The organism is Pseudomonas trutticola BRTCR10 (genome assembly GCF_056155105.1).
This window is the reverse complement of record NZ_CM149552.1, coordinates 3,161,707-3,182,516: the sequence shown is the minus strand read 5'-3', so window position 1 is coordinate 3,182,516 and position 20,810 is coordinate 3,161,707. Positions and strand designations below refer to the sequence as shown.

The 20,810-nt window shown below is 59.9% G+C and carries 17 protein-coding genes; 10 read left to right on the top strand and 7 right to left on the bottom strand.

What is annotated here, in order from left to right; genetic code table 11:
• Window positions 1-151 precede the first annotated feature (151 nt).
• The gene (locus ACVVH8_RS14235; RefSeq protein ID WP_475230916.1) at window positions 152-1,066 is read left to right on the top strand and encodes a LysR family transcriptional regulator; all 915 of its coding nucleotides are present in this window, start codon (window positions 152-154) and stop codon (window positions 1,064-1,066) included.
• A 51-nt stretch (window positions 1,067-1,117) separates the two neighbouring features.
• On the opposite strand, the gene ACVVH8_RS14230 is transcribed toward ACVVH8_RS14235, so the two are convergent.
• The 4 genes from ACVVH8_RS14230 to ACVVH8_RS14215 form a co-directional block, all read right to left on the bottom strand.
• A complete protein-coding gene (locus ACVVH8_RS14230; RefSeq protein ID WP_475230914.1) occupies window positions 1,118-4,207 on the bottom strand; it encodes an efflux RND transporter permease subunit in 3,090 nt (1,029 codons plus the stop codon).
• A complete protein-coding gene (locus ACVVH8_RS14225; protein ID WP_475230912.1) occupies window positions 4,204-5,313 on the bottom strand; it encodes an efflux RND transporter periplasmic adaptor subunit in 1,110 nt (369 codons plus the stop codon). Before ACVVH8_RS14225 ends, ACVVH8_RS14230 begins: the two co-directional genes overlap by 4 nt.
• A 268-nt stretch (window positions 5,314-5,581) precedes the next feature.
• A complete protein-coding gene (locus ACVVH8_RS14220) occupies window positions 5,582-6,208 on the bottom strand; it encodes a TetR/AcrR family transcriptional regulator (protein WP_103301970.1) in 627 nt (208 codons plus the stop codon).
• Between the two features lie 72 nt (window positions 6,209-6,280).
• Complete coding sequence (locus tag ACVVH8_RS14215; RefSeq protein ID WP_475230910.1) at window positions 6,281-7,447, bottom strand: MFS transporter; 1,167 nt, start codon at window positions 7,445-7,447, stop codon at window positions 6,281-6,283.
• A 94-nt stretch (window positions 7,448-7,541) separates the two neighbouring features.
• Here ACVVH8_RS14215 and ACVVH8_RS14210 point away from each other — a divergent pair, with 94 nt between their 5' ends.
• Window positions 7,542-8,447, top strand: coding sequence for a LysR family transcriptional regulator (locus ACVVH8_RS14210; RefSeq protein ID WP_475230908.1), 906 nt, complete (start codon window positions 7,542-7,544; stop codon window positions 8,445-8,447).
• Window positions 8,448-8,623: 176 nt separating this feature from the next.
• Complete coding sequence (locus ACVVH8_RS14205) at window positions 8,624-9,247, top strand: MFS transporter (RefSeq protein WP_475230906.1); 624 nt, start codon at window positions 8,624-8,626, stop codon at window positions 9,245-9,247.
• A gap of 526 nt (window positions 9,248-9,773) precedes the next feature.
• Here ACVVH8_RS14205 and ACVVH8_RS14200 read toward each other — a convergent pair.
• Window positions 9,774-10,988 carry an aldose 1-epimerase family protein gene (locus tag ACVVH8_RS14200; protein WP_475230904.1) on the bottom strand — a complete coding sequence of 405 codons (1,215 nt, stop codon included), beginning with the start codon at window positions 10,986-10,988 and terminating at the stop codon, window positions 9,774-9,776.
• A 340-nt stretch (window positions 10,989-11,328) separates the two neighbouring features.
• Here ACVVH8_RS14200 and ACVVH8_RS14195 point away from each other — a divergent pair, with 340 nt between their 5' ends.
• Window positions 11,329-11,757, top strand: a complete 429-nt coding sequence (locus ACVVH8_RS14195) for a hypothetical protein (protein ID WP_475230902.1) — start codon at window positions 11,329-11,331, stop codon at window positions 11,755-11,757.
• A gap of 260 nt (window positions 11,758-12,017) precedes the next feature.
• Entirely contained in the window at window positions 12,018-12,479 is a 462-nt protein-coding gene (locus ACVVH8_RS14190) for a hypothetical protein (protein ID WP_475230900.1), read from the top strand.
• Window positions 12,480-12,495: 16 nt separating this feature from the next.
• Here ACVVH8_RS14190 and ACVVH8_RS14185 read toward each other — a convergent pair whose 3' ends face one another.
• A complete protein-coding gene (locus ACVVH8_RS14185) occupies window positions 12,496-13,740 on the bottom strand; it encodes an MFS transporter (protein ID WP_475230898.1) in 1,245 nt (414 codons plus the stop codon).
• A 230-nt stretch (window positions 13,741-13,970) separates the two neighbouring features.
• Here ACVVH8_RS14185 and ACVVH8_RS14180 point away from each other — a divergent pair, with 230 nt between their 5' ends.
• From ACVVH8_RS14180 to ACVVH8_RS14160, 5 genes are all read left to right on the top strand, one after another.
• Entirely contained in the window at window positions 13,971-14,903 is a 933-nt protein-coding gene (locus tag ACVVH8_RS14180; protein WP_475230896.1) for an AraC family transcriptional regulator, read from the top strand.
• 77 nt (window positions 14,904-14,980) lie between these two features.
• Complete coding sequence (locus ACVVH8_RS14175) at window positions 14,981-15,436, top strand: (2Fe-2S)-binding protein (protein WP_213028643.1); 456 nt, start codon at window positions 14,981-14,983, stop codon at window positions 15,434-15,436.
• The gene (locus tag ACVVH8_RS14170) at window positions 15,436-17,688 is read left to right on the top strand and encodes a xanthine dehydrogenase family protein molybdopterin-binding subunit (protein ID WP_475230894.1); all 2,253 of its coding nucleotides are present in this window, start codon (window positions 15,436-15,438) and stop codon (window positions 17,686-17,688) included. The genes ACVVH8_RS14175 and ACVVH8_RS14170 overlap by 1 nt, the downstream gene beginning before the upstream one ends.
• Window positions 17,689-17,705: 17 nt before the next feature.
• Entirely contained in the window at window positions 17,706-19,058 is a 1,353-nt protein-coding gene (locus ACVVH8_RS14165; RefSeq protein WP_475230892.1) for a c-type cytochrome, read from the top strand.
• A gap of 12 nt (window positions 19,059-19,070) precedes the next feature.
• Entirely contained in the window at window positions 19,071-20,075 is a 1,005-nt protein-coding gene (locus tag ACVVH8_RS14160; protein WP_475230890.1) for an XdhC family protein, read from the top strand.
• A gap of 9 nt (window positions 20,076-20,084) precedes the next feature.
• On the opposite strand, the gene ACVVH8_RS14155 is transcribed toward ACVVH8_RS14160, so the two are convergent.
• Complete coding sequence (locus tag ACVVH8_RS14155) at window positions 20,085-20,672, bottom strand: TetR/AcrR family transcriptional regulator (protein WP_315445412.1); 588 nt, start codon at window positions 20,670-20,672, stop codon at window positions 20,085-20,087.
• Window positions 20,673-20,810 lie beyond the last annotated feature (138 nt).

The following is a 20,810-nucleotide window of genomic DNA, read 5'->3' as shown; positions in this document are numbered from 1 at the left end:
ATCAGATCGGCCCCGGAGATCGTTTGACGCGGGGCCATAGTTGAACGTTTATTACGATGAAACAAATTAGCAACCATCGCTTTTTTCGATGGCACAATCAGGCATTCGTTAGCCGCTCCAAACCTTCGTCTTCGACTCGGGAGTTCACCGCTTGCGCTTCTCACTCGATCAACTGTTGATGTTCGTCCAGGTGGTCAAAAGCGGATCGTTTTCCGCCGCCGGGCGCACACTGGGGAAGACCCAATCGACCATCAGCGCGGCGATTGCCAACCTCGAAACCGACCTTGGCGTCGACCTGTTCGACCGCAGCAACCGCAGCCCCGCCCTGACCGCCAGCGGCCACAAATTGCTGGTGCAGGCCGAAGCCGTGCTCGAACGCTGCATGACCTTCGAAGCCCACGCCGATTGCCTTTCGGACAACGTCGAAACCAGCCTAACGCTCGCCATTGAAACGCCGTACGGCCCGATCATGCCGGTGCTCAAAGCCTTCGAAGCCGCGTTCCCCTTTGTCGACCTGATCATCCGCCACCCGGTCTACGGCGACGTCAGCGAACTGGTCAGCAGCGGTGAAGCGGTACTCGGCGTGGCGTTCTCACAGCCCGGCTACCCCAAGGAGCTGGCGTTCCAGCAGTTGGGCAAACTGATCATGCTGCACGTCTGCCATCCCGAGCACCCATTGGCGCAACTCGACAACGTCACGTTCGACGACCTGCACGTCCATCGTCGCCTGGCCTTCAGCGCCCACGCGAGCAAACTGCCGAGCAGCGAATACCTGCGCTCGACCCAGTTGTGGCAGGCGGAAAGCTATCTGGCGTTATTGGAAATGGTCCGTGCCGGACTCGGCTGGGCCACCCTGCCCCGCCAGCTCATTCAGCGCGAACTGGCCAAGGGTGAGCTGGTGGAACTGCAGCTCTCGGCGTATCCGCATACCGACTGGCAGATTGGTGTCGATTTGCTGTGGGCGCGGCAGCGGCCGCTGGGCAAGGCGGAACGGTGGTTGAAGGAGAAATTGCAGGGCAACAAGGTGTATGAACTGGATCGCAATGGGCAGATCACCACGCTTTGACGTGGGTACAAAGAGGCCCGCCAAAGCGGGCCTCGATTTCAGGCTTTGTCACTACGCCAGTTTGACTGTTTCAGGCTGAGTCTTGTGGTCAGGGCGGATCTTGAACCAGATGGAGTACATCGCCGGCAGGAACACCAGCGTCATGATGGTGCCAACGAACGTGCCGCCGATCAGGGTGTAGGCCAGCGTCCCCCAGAACACCGAGTGTGTCAGGGGCATAAACGCCAGGATGGCCGCAAGCGCCGTCAGCAGCACCGGCCGCGCGCGTTGCACCGTGGCTTCGACCACGGCATGAAAGGGGTCCAGACCTTCTTGCGTGTTGTGATGAATTTGCCCGATCAGAATCAGCGTATTGCGCATCAAGATCCCCGACAGCGCAATTAGCCCGACCAGCGCATTGATGCCAAACGGCTGATTAAAGAGAAGCAGCGTCGGCACCACACCAATCAACCCTAACGGCGAGGTGAGGAAGACCATGATCATCGCCGCGATCGAACGCACCTGCACCATGATGATCAGCAACGTCATGGCGATCATGATCGGCAGCAACGGCAGGATCGCCTTGCCCGCCTTGCCGGATTCCTCGATAGCCCCCGCCTGCTCTATCCGGTAACCGGAAGGCAGTGTCTCGATGATCGGGTGCAACTGCTTGAGGATCACGCTCGACACATCCGGTGGCTGCAAGCCTTCGGCAATGTCGCCCCGCACGGTGATGGTCGGCGTGCGGTCGCGGCGGCGCAGAATCGGATCCTCCATGCGCACATCGACCTCGCCGATCTGCGACAACGGTATGCGTTGCCCCGCGGCGCCGACCAGGGTGAAACCTTTGATCTGCGCCGGGTCGAGCCTGATATTGCCCGCCGCACGCCCGACGACTTGCACAGAACGAATATCCTCGCGAACCGCGGTGATCGGCACTCCGCTCAGCAGAAACTGCAGTTGCTGGGCAACCGCATTGGAGGTCAGCCCCACTGCCTGCAGACGGTCCTGATCGAGACTGAAATGCAATGTCGGAGTCAGCGGCCCCCAGTCAGTGTTCACCGTTCTCATCATCGGGCTGTCTTGCAGCACGCCGCGGACCTGCTCGGCGATATCGCGCAGCTTCGCCGGATCAGGGCCCATCACCCGGTAGGCAACCGGAAACGGCGAATAAGGACCAAAGACAATTTGCGCTGCCCGCACACGGGCCTCCGGCGCGAGTCCTTCGGCAACCGCTTCGCGCAGCCGGAACTTGAGGGTTTCGCGTGCTTCCTGACTGTCCGTTAACACGACGATTTTGGCAAACGACGGGTCGGGTAATTCTGGCGCCATCGCCAGAAAGAAACGTGGCGCACCTTGGCCGATATAGGCCGTGACGATTTTCGCCTCGTCCTGCTTGTGCAACCAGGCCTCGACCTTGGCGGCCGTGGCGCTGGTCTGCTCGATCGAGGTCCCGTAAGGCATTTGCACCTCGATCATCACCTCGGGACGGTCGGAGGTCGGAAAAAACTGCTTCTTCACCAGCCCCATGCCTGGAACCGCAACGAAAAACAGCGTGACCACCGTGCCCGCCACCAGCCACTTGCGAGCGATCACCGCGGTCAGCAGCCGGCGGAAACGGTTGTAATTCGGCGTGTTGTAGATCGCCGCGTGGCCACCTTCGACCTTCTTGATGTCCGGCAACAACTTCACGCCCAGATACGGAGTGAACGCCACCGCGACGACCCAGGAAGCGATCAGCGCTATGCCGACAATCCAGAACATGTTGCTGGTGTACTCGCCGGCAGTGGACTGGGCAAAACCGTTCGGCAAAAAGCCGATCGTCGTCACCAGCGTACCGGACAGCATCGGCGCCGCTGTATGGCTCCACGCGTAGGCGGACGCTTTGATGCGATCGTAGCCCTCCTCCATTTTCACCACCATCATTTCAATGGCGATGATCGCGTCATCGACCAGCAGCCCCAGCGCGAGAATCAATGACCCTAGCGTGATGCGATCAAAGTTCTTGCCGGTGGCGGCCATCACCACGAACACGATAGCCAGGGTCAACGGCACAGCGGCAGCGACCACCACCCCGACCCGCCAGCCCATACTCAGAAAGCAAACGAGCATGACCACCAGCAACGCGACGAAAAACTTGACCATGAACTCGCCGACAGCGGAGTCGATATTGACTGCCTGGTCGGTGACTTTGGCGAGGGTCATGCCCAATGGCATTTCTGCATTGATCCTCGCGGCCTCGGCATCCAGCGCCTTGCCCAGATCGAGACCGTTCCAGCCCTCGCGCATCACAACGCCCAGCAGCAGCGCGTCTTCACCGTTATTACGCACAAAAAAGGTGGCAGGATCTTCGTAACCGCGTTCAACCGTCGCCACATCAGAGAGCATCAGTGTGCGGCCCTGAACGGAGACCGGTGTGTCGCGAATTTTTTGCACCTTGTCGAAAGCACCGTCGAGACGCAGAAACACCTGTGGCCCATTGGTTTCGATGGAGCCGGCGGGCGTCAGCACGTTCTGACTGTTCAGCGCGGCGAAGATCTCCTGCGGCGACAAGCCGAGGGTGGCCAACCGCTCATGGGAAAACGAAACGTAGATGCGCTCGGCTTGCTCACCGATGATGTTGACCTTCTTCACCCCCGGCACATGCAACAGACGCTGGCGCATGGCTTCGGCATCACGCACCAGCAAGCGCTGTGGCTCGCCTTTGGCTTTCAAGGCGAACAGCGCGAAAGTCACGTCGGAAAACTCATCGTTGACCATCGGCCCGATCACACCGGCCGGCAGCCTGATGGCTTCATCGTCGAGTTTCTTGCGTGCTTGATAGAACTCTTCCTGCACTTGCGAGGGCGGCGTGCTATCGAGCAACGACACCATCGTGAACGCCAGTCCAGGGCGGGTGTAGGTTTCCGAGCGGTCGTACCACTTGAGTTCTTGCAGGCGCTTTTCAAGGGGCTCTGCGATCTGATCCTGCATCTCCTGCGCCGTCGCGCCCGGCCACGCGGTAATGACGGTCAGCTGCTTGACCGTAAACGGTGGATCTTCCGCTCGACCCAGTTGAAAGAACGACAAAGTCCCCGCAACGGCAATCAGAAAAATCAGAAACACCGTGATCGCCCGCTCGCGCACGGCGATGGCCGAAAGATTGAAGCGCCCCTGACTCATGGACGGCTCCCGGCAACGCTGGCCGCGCTCTGCTGCGGCAATCGCACTTCTTCGCCATCGCGCAGCAGATGTGCGCCCAACGCTACAACCTGCTCACCGGTAGTGAGGTCGCCGGCGATGCGGGCCGAATCATCGCTCACCCCCAGCACCTGAACCGCTCGCCAGTTCACTGTTGCCGGTGTTCCGGCGATCACCCACACACCCGGACCTTTGCCCGGGTCGTAAACGGCGGCGATGGGGACTTGTAACGCCTGTGTCTGCGTGGCGCCTTCGGCAATGCTGAGGGTCACGGTCGCACCGATCGGCGCATTGGCCAGCGCGCCCTCAAGCACATAGCGCGCCTCAAACGTGCGGGTTGTACGGTCTGCGGAGTCTGAAAGCAGCCGCAGTTTTGCCGTCACCGCCGCTGAACTCACCCCATAGAGGCTCGCTTGCGCGGTAGAGCCAGCGGCCGGGCGCAGGGTTTCGGGCAGATGCACGATGGCTTCGCGTTGCCCTGCGCGGGCCAGGCGCACCACCGGTTGTCCCGGGCTGACCACTTGTCCAGGCTCGGCGAGTGTTTCCACCACCACGCCGTCCGCATCAGCGACCAGCAGCGCATAACCCGAAGCATTACGCGCTACGTCCGCTTGCGCTTGCGCGGCGTTGAGCTGCGCTTTTGCCGTCTCGGCGGCGGCTCTGTACTGGTCGTAGGCTGATGCCGAAATGGCGCCAACGCCGACCAGTTTGCGATAGCGAGCCTCGTCGTCGGCTGTCTGTTTGGCGCTGGCGCGAGCAGCGATGACCGCCGCCTGCTGCGCCCGCGCTTGCAGCCCGAGATCAATCGGGTCGAGACGCATCAGCGGCTGCCCTCGCTTGACGACCTCCCCCGTATCAACCAGACGTTCGAGCACCTTGCCCGAAACGCGAAACCCCAGGTCGCCCTGCACGCGCGCCGCGACCACTCCGGTGAAAGAGCGAGCGACATCGGGTGACGTTTGAACAGCAGCGGATCTGACCAGCGGCGCCTGCGTACGGGGATCTGCAACGCTGGCAGATTCGCCACAGGCGGTCAGGGCAAGAGGCAACAAGCATGCGGCAATGGGGAAAGGTCGGAGCCGGCGCATAGATTCCCTTACTGAGGAATAGGATGATCATCATATTCTCAGTCTTGTGACCAATATCGTCAATGGTCACCTATCGAGAAATAACTGCATCCTGGCCAGCAGCAATATTGGACTATCGATCGTCTGAGGGTGCGACTCGCTATTGCTATGGTTACCTGACATCCAGACGTGCATGTAGTCATATCATTAATATGACCAATTCAGTCAATAGTCACTAAGAGGGTGTCGCCTGGAATTGATTCGCCTGAGAATTTTGCTCAGGGAAGGGTCAAGGCATGAGGCTGCGCAGGATGAGATTGGTGGTCAGCGTGGGCGCTTGCTCGATCAGATCCAGATTGTGTTGCAACAGCAGCGGGTTGACGAAAGGTCGCAGCGCCAGATTGATCGCCTCGACGGTCTCGTCCAGCGGCGTCTTGCGTTCGAACTCCCCCGCTTCTCGACCTTGACGCACGATGTCGAAGATAAAGCCCTTGATCTGCGCTTCATACACCTGGGCACTGTTCCAGCGCTCCGATGCGGAAAACGCCGCGATGTCGTAGAGCTTGCGATCGTTGAAGAACAGGTCCACACCCGTGGCGATCACGGTTTTCACCAATCGGCGCAAACGCTCGGTCGCTGAAATGGCTTCTGCGTTAACGGCCTGTTCGACAGCGGCAGCGATCTGGCCCAGACAATTGGCGCAAATGGCCTCGCCAATCGCCTGCTTGGAATCAAAGAATTTATAGATGTACGCTTTGGAAAAACCGATGGCCTTGGCCAAATCGGAAACCGTGGTTTTAGCGTAGCCATACTGGCTGAAGTGTTCGTTGGCCGCAGCGACAATCTGGTCACGAATGTCGTGCTCGGCGGGGCCACGAGTGCTCGGCGAGGAGGTAGATAGAGATGGCTGGTTCATGAGGGCAGCTTACTCACCCCATCAAGGACTGACAACTCGCCGAGCATTGTTCAACTGTTCACCGCGAGCTTGTCACACCACGGTGGCTGCAATCATTCTGGAACGCCAGGCAAACGCCAAGACCATCAGCAGCCCCAGGCCCGCCATTGCCGCGCCGGCCAGGGAGATCGCCGGATAACCCAGCCCGCTGCTGATCACCGCACCGCCCAGCGCTGCGCCAATCGCGTTGCCGAAATTGAAGGCGCCGATGTTCACCGCCGAGGCCAGATTGGGCGCGTCCTTGGCCGCTTCCATGACGCGCATCTGTAGCGGCGGCACCAAAGCAAAGCTGGCGATACCCCAGATCAGGATGGCCACGGCGGCCGGCAGCGGCCAGCGCATCAGTACGGTGAACGCCAGCAAGACCAGAATCAGTACGCTCAGCGAGACGATCAGGGTGCGATCGATCGAGCGGTCAGCAGCCTTGCCGCCCCACATGTTGCCCAGCGTCAACCCGACACCGTAAAGCATCAGCATGGCAGTGATGTAAGCGGTGGACGCATGGGTCTCGCTGCTGAGGATTGGTGCGATGTAGGTGAAGACTGTGAACATGGCGCTCGAGCCGACCACGGTCAGGGCCAACGCGGCCAGCACCGGGCCGCGCCCCAGCACTCGAATTTCTGCCATGACACCGACACTTTGCGGCGCCCGCACATTGGGCAAGGCGAACCACAACGAGGCCATCGTCACCACGCCCAGGCCGGTAATGCCCCAGAAAGCGGTGCGCCAACCAAACATTTCGCCAAACCAGGCGGCCAGCGGCACACCGCCGATGGTCGCCAGCGTCAGGCCCATGAACATCGCCGCGACCGCCCCGGCACGTTTCTCCGGAGCGACCAGGGTGGCGGCGACGACGGAGCCAACGCCAAAGAAGGCACCGTGGTTCAGTGAGGTTACGACCCTGGCGATCATGAGGCTGTAGTAATCGGTGGCCAACGCTGACATCAGATTACCGAGGGTGAAAATCGCCATAAGCCCGATCAGCAGAGAGCGCCGGGGAATCCTGCCGGTGGTCAGAGTCATCAGTGGTGCGCCGAGCAATACGCCCAGCGCATAAGCGCTGACGAGCAAACCGGCAGCGGGAATGGAAACGCCCAGATCCGCGGCGATACCCGGCAACATGCCCATGGGGGCGAATTCTGTGACACCGATGCCGAAGGCACCGATGGCGAGTGCAACAAGTGGTGGATTGATACGCATGGAAAACTCCTTATCTATGCCGCCAATGCTACGATCCCGTCTTTTAAGGCGGTAGATAGCGTTTTTGGCAATCACCTTTGCGTAGGAGGCACAAGTGGATTTCAACGGCAGGTCAGGTGAAATGAGCGTGTTCACCACCGTGGCGCAGGAAGGCAGCCTGTCGGCCGCCGCGCGTGCACTGGGCCTGACACCCTCGGCTGTCAGTCGGATCATCGCGCGCACCGAGCAACGGCTTGGCACCCGCCTGCTGTTGCGCACCACTCGAGCGATCACCTTCACCGCCGAGGGCGAAGCGTTCCTGCGCGGCGCCCGGCGGATCCTCGCCGACATGGATGAGGTCGAAGAAGCCATTGCCGACCAAGGCGTGCCCAAGGGGCGATTGCGGGTCAGTGCCGCCCTTGTCCATGGACGCCTGGCCATCGTTCCCTTGGTCGCAGCCTTCAGCGCGCGTTACCCGAACATCGTTGTCGACCTCACCCTCGGCGACGAAGTGGTCGATATTCTCGCCGGACAAGCCGACGTCGCAGTGCGCTTCGGCCACCTGCCCGACAGCCCGCTGAGCGCACGCAGGATCGGCGACACCGGCCAGGTCGTCGTGGCGTCGCCCGAGTATCTGCAGCGGCACGGCGTCCCGCAGGAACCGGAAGACCTGCTACAGCACAACTGCCTGCGCTTCAATTTCAAGCGTGCCGAACCCAACTGGCCATTTATCCGCGATGGCAAAGCGTTTTCCCTGAAGGTCAGCGGCAACATCGAATGCAGTAGCGGTGAAACGCTGGCACAACTCGCGCGAGTGGGCGCTGGCATTGCCCGTATCGGAGAGTTCAGCGTGAGTGAGGATCTGCAGCGCGGCGACCTGATTGCGCTGTTGGAAGCGTGGAACCCGGGGGATCAGGAACCGATTCATGCGGTGTTCGTCGGTGGCGCGGCGATGCCGGCGCGGGTGCGGTTGTTCGTGGACTTCTTGCTGGAGCATCACCGGATGTCAGCGCAGGTATAAGCTGATATTTGCGCAGCCGCATTGCGGATAATTCGGCGCGTGCGAATGACATCCCAAACAACAAGGTGCGGAGCAAGGAAGTCACCCCTTGAGTACATTTCGAAAGTATCTTTGCCTGGACTTGTTACTTTGGATCTACCTTCGGTTGCTGGAATACCACGCTACCGCTGATCATCGTGCAGCGAGGAAGCCTGCTGGAGCTGGCCGCCTACGAAACAGCGCTCGCACTCGCGGCGATCATTTCGATGTTGTGTCTGGCGCCGCGTGTTGAGTCGATGCGCCGTAGTACGGCGCTCAAGGTGGGCTGTTTTGCGATCTTGATGGCCAGCGTATTGCGATATTTTTTTGCCGCTAACTGGTATTCGCTTGATGCGCTGATACTGATCGATGTGATCGCTGCATCAGCATTTGGAATGATCCAGCCTCTGTTGGGCATCTATCCTGCGGAAACCGTGGATAAACATCGTGCGGAGGCTGCATTTCGCGTCCGGCGCATCGTTGTTACTGTCGGTCGGGTTGCCGGGCCTTTGTTGGCGGGTATTGTGATTACGGTTTCCTCACTGGAAGTCTCGCTGCTATTTGTGTCTGCACAGAGAAACCAATATTGCGGAGAAACTCATTTACTGGACATTTTTCTTTATTATATTCAGCTTTATTTTCAACATTGCATACTTGAAATTTACCTACTCCACTGTTGGCAGGATGACATGGATATGGGTAGCCGGCATAACTTTAGCCGCCATACTGAAATGCGGGATACTTATCCGCCCAAAAACACTAATTCAACGAATTCTAGATAAAAAAAGAGTCGCCCTCAGAAGGTCGCTAATACGAGATTATAGCTATTTACTTGCTGGGTCGGCTGTGGCGCTTTCCTTTTACGCGGGCATACTAAGATTCGACAAGATAATGACCGAGGACGTTATTGGTTTCAAAAACGAACAATACCAAGGACAAGCCCATATTCTTCTGAGTGCAGATGATGCTTACCTGCTAATCGAAAGCAGTTTCAAAAAGCAAACATTTATATATCTGACGAGCACGATTATGATGCGACTGCCAACCGACCATGATAAGTAATTATATTTTAATTCAAGAAGACACTTAACAAAAAGTTCACACCTGTAAGCCTACAGGTTGTTCTGGCCGGCTTATGGTGAAAGTGGTCGTTTGGCAATGCTCTTTGGCAAAGGTGGCCGGTTAGTGCCTCTCGTGAGGATTAGAAATCCACTCAAGCCTGACCTTCGCCAAAGGCAGCAGTCGGCCAAGAGCCGACAGTCTCTGTCGTTGCGAGCAGCTCATCGGTCGACAATGCCCAGGTCGGAGTCACCCCTTGGTCAGATCAACCAACGGCGTCTCCCGCACCTCCGTCTCGCGCCCACCCTGAATCTCGCTCACCTGCTTCAAGGCCTTATCCACTGCCGCCTTATCCGCCAACAAGCTGTAGCTGATGCGGAACTGCTTGTGTTCCTTCGGCCCAATTGTCGGCACCAGGTTCAGTGGCCGCTGATAACGGCGGTTGTAGGAAAAACTTGTCCCCGGCTCCAGCCCCGTAACATAGCCCTGGCCTTGGGTATCGGTGTTTTTCCACAGGGAAAACACCGGCAGTGTCTGCGTATTGAAACCGACCGAAATGCCCAGGCTGCCGGCCTTGTTATGCAACACGGTCAACGTATCGCCCTTCGCATCGGCATACGGCACCACGTTGTAAACCGTTTCGTCGTAGTCCTTGGTCGGCGCGCGGTAGGTTTGCCATTCGGGCAGATCGCCCTTGGCCTTGTCGTTGAACGGCGACACTTGCTTCACCGGCGCGGCGAAACGAGCGCCCTGCTCCAGGAACGGGGTGCTGAAGTTACTGTGATACAGCGCCTGGTATTCCTTCGGATAGTCGCCGTTGTTGGTCAGGGTGTCGTTGAGGGCGAACACTACGCTGCCGGGTTCGGTGACCAGTTCCGTCGCGACGGAGAAGTCGACCTTCTTGAACGCCTGCTCTTTCAGTTCGCCGCGCAGGGTGATGGCGTACGGTGGTATTTCATCGATGTGCAGTGTGACTTTGTTTGCGGGAATGTTGGCGGCTCGACCGTGCAGGGTCAGCAGTTCGCCGTTGTCGACGCCGGGGTGGCCGACCCATTCGTATCCGCAGCGGGTGACCAGCTCAATGAAACCTTCCAACCAGCCCAAACCTCCGCGGCCATTGAGTTCGATGAACGACGGATTGACCACTTCCTTGACCGGCGAATCCCAGCCCATGCGCACATTGCCGACCGAGGCCTGCAAGACATTCATTCCCCGTGTCGGCACTACCGAGAGTTTCATCGTACCGTTATCGATGTCGACAATGCTGACGCCTTCCTGCCGACCGCCATGCAAGGTGCGCAGGCTAACGCTGAAGGGTTTATCGGTTTTTATGCCGAGTTGCTGGCTGGTGATCTGCCAGTTCTGGGCGGCTTTGTCGGTGTCGAGCAGAACGTAATCCCAGGCCATGGCGTGGGAGGCAGCGGACAGCGCGCTGAGGGCAACAACGAGTTTGAGCGGGGTCATGGCAGCAGCCTTTCTTGGAGTTGTGCGCTTTTTATAAACGTGATGAAACGTTTCAGCAAGCTTAAATGGCGATGCCACGCTGGTGTATGCCGAGAACGATATCGATAACCCGGAAATCGAGTCGACACCCTGTCGCAAATCTGCCGCTAGCTTCTTCCGCTCTCTGGCAGCCACCGCCACGGGCCCATTCGCCTAATGTCAGCAGACAGTGGCCGCTCAGGAACGTCCGCTTTCGGCCAGAAGCTGACCGTCAGCATGCTCCCCCTCGAAGGACTCCTGATCTATAGTCACTGAAAAATCCATAGGAAGCGGTGAAATTCAACTTGCAGGGAGCGTATGAATGACTCGATTGCAAACACTCAAGTTGATTCAGATAGCCATTGCCCTTCCAGCCTATACCGTACCTTCAAGCACTACATTCGTCTTCACTCTCTGGTTCACCATCACCTTGACGATCAACCTGTTCACCTCACAATCCTTTTCAGGTTGGGGGGTGATCATGTTGTGGCTTCTGCTGTCGCTGTTCTCGCAATGGGCATGCTGGAGCATTTTTTCCGACTCGCTGGAGGACAGCCCCTCTGTGCAACACCTGCCACTACTTTTACTTGGGGTTTTGTTAACACTGATTCTAGGTTTGAGTGCCTGGGTCCTTTTTCACATAGGCCTAATCTGGCTTATGTGCGGAACACAAGGCATTGCAGCCGGCGTGCTTTTGACGATCAATTGTGTAAGGAAAAGACGTCAAACTGGCGACATGCTCAGTGAATGAGTTCATCAGGGGGGCGGCCCTTTGCTGAGAGTGGAGGCGTAAAGCAGGTGTTCTCTATCAGCCCATGCAACCGTTCTTCCACTGGATACAACAAAGCCCTGACTATTCAGGGCTTTGTCGTTTCTGGGGGACGCGCGACCTGCTCCACATGGGTGGATCGCTTGCGCAGCCCTCATGTAACCCGAAAACACGCCGATACCGTCCAGCAGCACGGAAGCACCGCAGCAGCACTGACTCCCTAGAAGGCAGGAACCCAAACAATGTTGGAACACCTCTGGCGCAACATCCATTCCCCGGACTACTTGCCCAACGTACTGGAGTGGATGCTCCATATTCTCCTCAGCCCGTTCATGGTGATCATGTGCCTGATGGTCGGCGCGCTGGCCGGCAAATGGTGGAGAGCACTGCCCTACGGCAGTCTGACTTGTTATGTGGTCTTTCTGAGCCGGTCTTCTTTCTATCGGTGGGAAAGCATTTTCCCCATAGCCGGCATGCCTGCACTGGCGATTGATGGCGCACTGCTGGCGCTGCTCGGCTTTTATTTGAAAGGCGCACTCAGAACCCGCGCAGAAGCAAAACCTGAAGGCCATTGGCTGCGCAGGCTTTATCAAGGCCTTAAGGTCGTCATGCGGACAGTCATGGTGATGTTCTGGGCAGTCGTCGTGCTGTTTGTTGTGATCTTCACTGTCTCGGTCGCTACCCAGCCGTCATTGGCGCATTGAGCAGCTTCCTGCTTGATCAGACAAATCGGGAACCAGCTTCGCCGGACACAGCGCTCGAATGAGCTGCCGACTCAACAAGATGAACTTCAGTGGCATTGCGACCCGCCAGCCAGGCCAGCACAGACGCGGCGACCAACACCGCAGCACTGAGCTCGAATGTGGCTTTGTAACCACTCAGATCAAAAGCCAGACCGCCAATGATTGCCCCTCCCGCGATCGCCAGTTGAACAATGGCCACGAGCAAGCCGCCTCCGGCTTCGGCATCATCCGGCAGCGTTTGCGCCAGCCATGTCCACCAGCCGACCGGCGCGGCGGTAGCAACCAGTCCCCAGAGCCCGAGCAACACGGCAGTCAGCACCGGTGAATGGCCGAAGCTGACCAACGCTAGCGCGATGGCCGCCATGATCAGCGGGATGACGGTCAACGTGCGGTAGAGGCCGCGACCCATAAACCGTTCGATCAGAAAGGTGCCGATAAAACCGGCCAGTCCCAACCCCAGCAGCATCAAGGACAACGTTGAAACACTGACGCCCGTCACGCCTTCAAGAAAGGGCCGCAGGTAGGTGAACAGCATGAACTGGCCCATGAAAAACACGCTGACGGCGACCATGCCCAAGGCGACTGGCAATTGCTTCATCAGCCGCAGGACATTGCCGCTACCGGCCTGGCGCTCGACCTTGAACGACGGAAGACTGATCAGCAGCCAGACGGCGGCCAGCACGGCGACCGGAACGACGCAGAAGAATGCGCCGCGCCAGCCGATCAGCGAGCCGAGAAAGCTCCCCGCCGGAGCGGCGATGACCGTGGCCAGCGCGTTACCGCCATTGACGATGGCCAGCGCTCGGGAAACCTGATCGGGCTGCACCAGACGCATTGCAGTCGCCGCCGACAGCGACCAGAAACCACCAATCGCTATTCCGATCAACGCGCGTCCAAACATGAACGACGGATAACCCGGCGCGACCGCGACAACCGTACCGGAGACGATCATCAGCAAGGTCAGGCCCAGCAGCAATTTTTTGCGTTCGACGCGAGCAGCGACCGACGCAATCAGCAGGCTGGTGATCAAGGCAAAGGCACCGGACACGGAAATCCCCTGGCCTGCCTGGCCTTCGGTGATGTGCAAGTCGGCCGCAATCGGCGTCAGCAAGCTGACGGGCATGAACTCTGAAGCGACCAGGGCGAATGCGGCCAACGACATGGCCAGCACCGCGCTCCAGCCGCCTGTTCTTTTAGAAGGATCTGTAGAAGGAAACGTCATGGGAACTACCTGTGGTGCTAAAAAAACATGTGGGTGCGATGCGCAGGGACAAGTGTTTTGTCGCCCTTGCGGGCACCGTCCCTGTAACAGATAGACACATTCTCCCGGTCAATCCGGCGCTTCCCTAGTGCATTCCTCTTGAATGCTTGCCTGATCCTCTGGCGATGCAGGGTGATGGATAGGAAACGTCTCGCGCGCGGATTAGAGTTCGGCCAACAGGAGTGACCTACATGATCCCTACCCCCCCGCCCCAGGAATCGCCTTTGGCGTTGCACATCGATCCGCGTGTGAGCGTACCGGGTGACTTCGCCACGGCCATACCCGGGCTATCGCTGTTTCGACGCGACCAACCGGCGCCGCCCGTGGTGTGCATGATCGAACCGAGCCTGATTCTCGTCGGTCGCGGCGAAAAGCGTTTGTGGGTCGGTGGTCAGGGTTACAGCTATGACCCTTCGCGGTTTCTGGTGACGTCGCTGGACCTGCCCGCCAACTCCGAAGTGATGCTTGCCAGTCCCGAGCAGCCCTGTGTCGGCCTGGTGCTGAAACTGGATGTCGGCATGCTCGCCGAAGTCATCACCAAGAGTGGCTTGCCGGCCAAGCGGCAGCCAGCAACGGGCACGGGCGCCGCGATTGGCAGCCTGTCCTCTGCGCTGGAGGGCGCGCTCGATCGCCTGCTGGCATTGCTCGATGAACCCGAAGCGATCCCGGTGCTGGCGCCGCTGATTCTGCGCGAAATCCACTATCGGTTGCTGCACACCGACCAAGGTGCGCGGCTGCGGCAGATCACAGCCGTCGATGGTCAGGGTTACCGCATCGCCAAGGCGATTGACTGGCTCAAGGTCAACTACACCGATGCCCTGCGCATCGACGATTTGGCCGCACGGGTGCAGATGAGCGCGCCGACCTTTCACCATCATTTCCGCCAGCTCACCGGCATGAGTCCGCTGCAGTACCAGAAGTGGTTGCGGCTGAACGAGGCCCGTCGTCTGATGCTGGTAGAACGCCTGGATGTTTCACGGGCGGCGTTTGCCGTCGGCTATGAAAGTCCTTCGCAGTTCAGCCGCGAATATGCCCGGCTGTTCGGCACCGCGCCGAGTCGTGACATCGCTCTCCTGCGCGGGCAGCCATTTGAAGCGGAAGCGCTCGGCACAGTCGCGAATTAAACGAAAACCGGTGATGCGCCTCGCCGCGTGTCACCGCTGATAACAATGCACGTCAACCGATGATCAGCGGGTGAACCATGGAACTACGAATCAACCAGAAGACCTATCAGGTCGATGCCGACGCCGATACACCCTTGCTGTGGGTGATCCGCGATGATCTGGGCATGACCGGAACCAAGTACGGCTGCGGACTGGCGCAATGCGGCGCCTGCTCGGTGCTGGTGGACGGCAATGTGGTGCGCTCGTGCGTTACGCCGGTGGCCGGTGTGGTAGGCCGCGAGGTCACCACCATTGAGGCCATCGAAAGCGATGAAGTGGGCAAACGGGTGGTCTCGACCTGGGTCGATCTGCAGGTCGCCCAGTGCGGTTACTGCCAGTCCGGGCAGGTGATGGCCGCCACCGCGCTGCTCAAACAGAACCCCACGCCGAGTGATGCGCAGATCGACGCGGCGATGGTCAATCTGTGCCGCTGCGGGACTTACAACGCCATTCATGCCGCCGTGCATGAGCTTGCCGGCAAAGGAGACGCCTGATGACCGTTCGCATCGACCCTTCACTGCAAGCCTCGGTACTGGATCTGCACGAACCGATCAATGTATCCCGCAGGCGTTTTCTGACCGGGACTGCCGTCGGCGCGCTGGTCCTCGGTTTCGGCCTGCCGCTCGGTACAACACGCGTGCAAGCGGCTGCGGCAACTACGACGGCCGAGCGAGGTACGCAGGTGCCGGCGTTTCTCGAAATCCGTCCGGACAACCGCGTGCGTCTGCTCTGCCCGTTCATGGAGGGCGGACAAGGTACGTTTACGGCGATGGCGCAGATTGTCGGCGAAGAGCTAGATGCTGATCCGTCGACCTTTCTGGTCGAGGCCGCCCCGCCCGGCGAAGCCTATGTGGTGTTGGAAAACGGCATGCGCATCACCGGCGGCAGCATGTCGGTGCGCCTGAGTTACCCGGTCATGCGCCGCCTCGGCGCCCTCGCCCGCGCCATGCTGCTGCAGGCGGGCGCGCAGCAACTCGGGGTGCCTGTGAGCGAGTTGAGCACCGAGCCTGGCAAAGTCGTGCATGCCAAGTCCGGTCGCTCGCTGGCCTACGGTGAACTGGCCGAGCGCGCGATGGATCTGCCGGTTCCCGATCCGGCCTCCGTGCAACTGCGTGATCCGAGTCAGTTCCGCTGGATCGGCAAACCGGTGAAGCGCCTCGATGCCTACGACAAGTCCACCGGCAAGGCGCTGTACAGCATCGATCTGAAGGTCGACGACATGCTTCACGCCGCCGTTCAACATGCCCCGCGCCTGGGCATGACCGTGGGCAACCTGCGCAACGAAGACCAGGTCAAGGCAATGAAAGGCGTGCATTCCGTGCATCGTCTGCCGGGCGCCGTGGCGGTGGTCGCCGAGCGCTGGTGGCACGCCAAACGTGCCGTCGAGGCGATTCAGGTCGACTGGCAAGAGCCAACGGCCGACAGCCAAGTGCGGCCGATGCCCGCCGACTTTTCCAGCGATGCCTGGTTCAAGCGCCTCGCTGAAGATAAAGGCCCGGCCAAAGATGATGAACATGAAGGTGATGTGGCTGGGATTCTCAAAGAGACCAAGACCCGGATTGACGCCACTTACCACAACCAATACCTGAACCACGGCCAACTGGAGCCGCCTTCAGCTCTGGCCCGATTCAACCCGGACGGTTCGCTGGAAGTCTGGCTGCCGAATCAGGCGCCGGACATGTTCCGTGCCGACATTGCCAAACGCACGGGCTTAGATCCGTCGCGCATCACCTTGCATTCACCGCTGCTGGGGGGATTCTTCGGTCGGCATTTCCTCTACGATTCGGCCAGTCCCTACCCTCAGGCAATCGCGCTGGCGAAAGCGGTTGGCCGCCCGGTCAAACTCATCTGGAGTCGCGAGGAAGAGTTCCTGCGTGATGTGCTCCGCCCGGTTGCAGCGGTGAATTTCCGTGCCGCGCTGGACAACGACGGCTGGCCGCTGGCAATCGAAGCGATCAGTGCCACCGAAGGTCCGACCGAGGCCCTCGCCGGCAAGCAAGGTGAAAAGCTCGACCCGACGGCGCTTGAAGGCTTGTCGGGCAAGTCTTATGCGATCCCCAACAAGCGCATCGCGCAGATCTACGTCAAAGGCCCGGCAATGCTCGGCTACTGGCGTTCGGTGGGCAATTCCCTCAACGACTTCTTCTATGAATCGTTTCTTGATGAACTGGCCGACAAGGGCGGCAAAGACCCGTTCGACCTGCGTCTGCATTTGCTGCGTGACAACAAACGGCTGACCACCTTGCTGCAAGCGGTGGGTGAACTGTCGGGCGGCTGGAAGCGCGGTCCGTTTACCGCCGAGGATGGCAGCCGACGTGCGCGCGGCGTGGCCATGGCTTCGCCGTTCGGTACAGAGACTGCGGTAATCGCCGAGGTGTCCATCGAAAACGGCCAGGTCAAGGTGCATGACATCTGGCAGGCGATTGACCCGGGCAGCATCGTCAACCCGGCAATTGTCGAGGCGCAGGTCAATGGCGCCGTGGCGCTGGGGCTGTCGCAAACCCTGGTGGAAGAAGCCGTGTGGGTGGATGGCAAACCCCGGGCGCGCAACTACGACTTGTATCCGATCCTGCCGCCTGCGCGGATGGCACGGGTACACGTGCGTGTGGTCGAGAGCGGGGAAAAAATGGGTGGCATCGGTGAACCGCCGTTGCCAGCGGTCGCGCCCGCCGTCGCCAACGCGGTGGCGACGCTAACCGGTCAGCGGGTGCGCAGCCTGCCCATGAGCCGACACACCTTCACTTGATCAGCGCCGGAGCGTCCATGAATAACAGCCGATTCGCAAGAACCGTAAGCTGGCTGGCAGTGCCGTGCCTGGTCGCGGCAGGCCTGCTGGCCTGGTATGTCACCCGCGAGCCCGTCTCGCACCTGGAAAATCCTCAGATCGCCGTGGCCGACATCGACCCGGCGCTGGTAGCGCGTGGCGAATACGTCGCCCGGCTCAGCGATTGCGTGGCCTGTCACAGCGTGCCGGGCGGTGCGCCGTTCGCCGGCGGCCTGGAAATGGCCACGCCGCTGGGCGCGATCCATGCGACCAATATCACCCCGGACACGGAAACCGGGATTGGCCACTACAGCCTCGCGGATTTCGACCGAGCGGTGCGCCACGGCGTGGCACCCGACGGTCGCCGGTTATACCCGGCGATGCCCTACCCGTCCTACGCCAAGCTCAGTGACGATGACGTGCGTGCGCTGTATGCGTTCTTCATGAAGGGCGTGGCGCCGGTCAAACAGGCGAATGTCCCGAGTTCGATTCCGTTTCCGCTGAACCTGCGCTGGCCGATTGCACTGTGGAACGGCGTGTTTGTCGACACCGAGTCTTACGTGGCCAAACCGTCGCAGGATGAGCGGTGGAACCGTGGCGCTTACCTCGTTCAGGGCGCCGGGCACTGTGGCAGTTGCCATACGCCGCGTGGTCTGGCGTTCAACGAGAAGGCACTGGATGAATCCGGTAAACCGTACCTCGCCGGGGCCTTGCTCGATGGCTGGTATGCGCCGAGCTTGCGTGACGATCACAACACCGGGCTGGGCCGCTGGAGCGAGCCGGAGATCGTGCAGTTCCTCAAGACCGGACGCAACCAACACGCGGTGGTCTACGGCTCGATGACCGAAGCGTTCAACAACTCCACGCAGTTCATGAGCGATGATGACTTGGCCGCGATTGCCCACTACCTGAAGTCGCTTCCCGGCGATCGCGAACGAGATGGCGCGCCTTGGCAGTATCAAGCGGTTTCGGCAGCGGAACGACTGGACTCGACCGGTGCTCATACCTACGTAACGCGCTGCGCTTCGTGCCATGGTCTGGACGGCAAGGGCCAGTCCGAATGGATGCCGCCGCTGGCGGGCGCCACCTCGGCACTGGCCAAGGAAAGTGCCTCGGCGATCAACATCACCCTGAATGGCTCTCAACGAGTGGTCGCGGCCGGCGTGCCGGACGCCTATCGCATGCCGGCTTTCCGTGAGCAGTTGTCGGATCAGCAGATCGCTGAAGTGCTGACGTTCATGCGCAGCACTTGGGGCAATCAGAGCACGGCGGTTGATGCGCAGACGGTGGGCAAGTTGCGTGAACACACCGATCCGGCCAGCAGCAGCCCGATCATTCTGCAGATGCGCTAAGAGGACTTTCTGATGGAAAGCATTGACTTGCTGGTCCTGCGCACAGCGCGGGACTGGCTTGCCGGCGGCGAGCGTGTGTTGCTCGCCACGGTGGCGCGCACTTGGGGTTCATCACCACGGCCGACAGGTTCGATGATGGCCTTGCGTGACGACGGTCGCGTGGTGGGCAGCGTGTCCGGCGGCTGCATTGAGGACGATCTGATCCATCGCTACACCACGGCTCATGGCGGCAGCGCTTTTAGCGACAGCGCGCCAGAAATGGTGCGCTATGGCGTCAGCGCCGATGAGGCGCATCGCTTCGGTTTGCCCTGTGGCGGCACGCTTGAACTGATCCTTGAGTTCAACCCGGCGTGGCAATCACTCGATGAACTGCTCAAGCAACTGGACGCCGGGCAACTGGTTCGCCGTTGCCTGGCGCTGGAGTCCGGTCAGGTCATGCTCGAACCGACTGCGACGCCGGAACAGTTCAGCTTCGATGGCGCGCAAATGCTCAATACCTTGGGGCCGGGCTATCGGATGCTGATGATCGGCGGCGGCGCGCTGGCCGAGTATCTGGCGACCATGGCGTTATTCAACGGGTTCAAGGTGGCGGTATGCGACCCGCGTCCCGAATACATCGAGACCTGGGCGGTAGACGGTGTGGAGTGCATCGTCGGCATGCCGGATGATGTGGTGCGCGACTTCGCGGTGGATCTGCGCACCTGCATCGTCGCCTTGAGTCATGACCCCAAACTCGATGATCTGGCCTTGCTTGAAGCGCTGCACAGCCCGGCGTTCTACATCGGTGCCATCGGCTCACGGCGCAACAGCCAACTGCGCCGCGAACGCCTGATCGAGCATTTTGGCGAGACCGAGGCCTCGCTTGAGCGCCTGCACGGGCCAATCGGCCTCTACATTGGCAGCAAGACGCCTGCGGAAATCGCCGTCAGCGTGATGGCCGAGATTCTTGCAGCGAAGAATGGCGCCCGCCTGCCGCAAGCGTTTTCAATTGCCAGGGCCAAAGCGCTGGCGGAGTGAGCCGCGCTTCTATTGCACATCGACGTTATCGGTCGGCAACGACGCCAACATCTCAGCGCGGCACACCTCAAGGATTTCGTCCGCCAGTGCAGAGTCATCCGGGCAGGCACGCGACAGGATAATCGCGCCGACGGCACGCGACAGCAGATCGATCATCTTCTTGCGTCCCGCCCCCGCATCCGCGTCCGGCCCAGTCGGGTATCTCTCTCCCAAGGTTTGCACGGTGTGTTCAATACCCTCGGCAAACGTCGTTTTCACATCGTCCGACTGACGCGCCGCGTCGCCGCCCAGCGCGGCCATGGTGCAACCCTCGCTACGTCCGTCGCGATGTTCTCTGTTCACGTAGACGTTGATGAAGCCGGGAACATCCAGCGCCTGCGCGCCTGTCAGCGATTTGCCCAGACTGCACGCCGAGGCTTCGGCCATAAGGTCGGCCTTCGACCCGAAGTGTTTATAGAAACCGCCATGGGTGAAACCGGCGGCCGCCATGAGATCCGCCACACCGATTCCATCAAAGCCGCGCTCACGGAACAGCGTTGAAGCCGTTTCAACGATGTGTTCTCGGTTGGCCTGCGCCTGGGCCTTGGTCACTCTCACGTGCAATACCTCGTGTTTACCGGGAAATCCTGCGTCCAATCATACATAGATGCCGACCATAATCAAAACCGTTGACAGTTTAGATTTCGATCATCATCCTAATTGCACACACACCGTGCTTCATCTGAGAGAGATACC

What these genes read in the sequence shown, in the direction of transcription:
- ACVVH8_RS14230 (WP_475230914.1), bottom strand. Translation starts at nt 4,207, where the DNA reads ATGAGTCAGGGGCGCTTCAATCTTTCGGCCATCGCCGTGCGCGAGCGG.
- ACVVH8_RS14225 (WP_475230912.1), bottom strand. Translation starts at nt 5,313, where the DNA reads ATGCGCCGGCTCCGACCTTTCCCCATTGCCGCATGCTTGTTGCCTCTT.
- ACVVH8_RS14220 (WP_103301970.1), bottom strand. Translation starts at nt 6,208, where the DNA reads ATGAACCAGCCATCTCTATCTACCTCCTCGCCGAGCACTCGTGGCCCC.
- ACVVH8_RS14215 (WP_475230910.1), bottom strand. Translation starts at nt 7,447, where the DNA reads ATGCGTATCAATCCACCACTTGTTGCACTCGCCATCGGTGCCTTCGGC.
- ACVVH8_RS14200 (WP_475230904.1), bottom strand. Translation starts at nt 10,988, where the DNA reads ATGACCCCGCTCAAACTCGTTGTTGCCCTCAGCGCGCTGTCCGCTGCC.
- ACVVH8_RS14195 (WP_475230902.1), top strand. Translation starts at nt 11,329, where the DNA reads ATGACTCGATTGCAAACACTCAAGTTGATTCAGATAGCCATTGCCCTT.
- ACVVH8_RS14190 (WP_475230900.1), top strand. Translation starts at nt 12,018, where the DNA reads ATGTTGGAACACCTCTGGCGCAACATCCATTCCCCGGACTACTTGCCC.
- ACVVH8_RS14185 (WP_475230898.1), bottom strand. Translation starts at nt 13,740, where the DNA reads ATGACGTTTCCTTCTACAGATCCTTCTAAAAGAACAGGCGGCTGGAGC.
- ACVVH8_RS14180 (WP_475230896.1), top strand. Translation starts at nt 13,971, where the DNA reads ATGATCCCTACCCCCCCGCCCCAGGAATCGCCTTTGGCGTTGCACATC.
- ACVVH8_RS14175 (WP_213028643.1), top strand. Translation starts at nt 14,981, where the DNA reads ATGGAACTACGAATCAACCAGAAGACCTATCAGGTCGATGCCGACGCC.
- ACVVH8_RS14170 (WP_475230894.1), top strand. Translation starts at nt 15,436, where the DNA reads ATGACCGTTCGCATCGACCCTTCACTGCAAGCCTCGGTACTGGATCTG.
- ACVVH8_RS14165 (WP_475230892.1), top strand. Translation starts at nt 17,706, where the DNA reads ATGAATAACAGCCGATTCGCAAGAACCGTAAGCTGGCTGGCAGTGCCG.
- ACVVH8_RS14160 (WP_475230890.1), top strand. Translation starts at nt 19,071, where the DNA reads ATGGAAAGCATTGACTTGCTGGTCCTGCGCACAGCGCGGGACTGGCTT.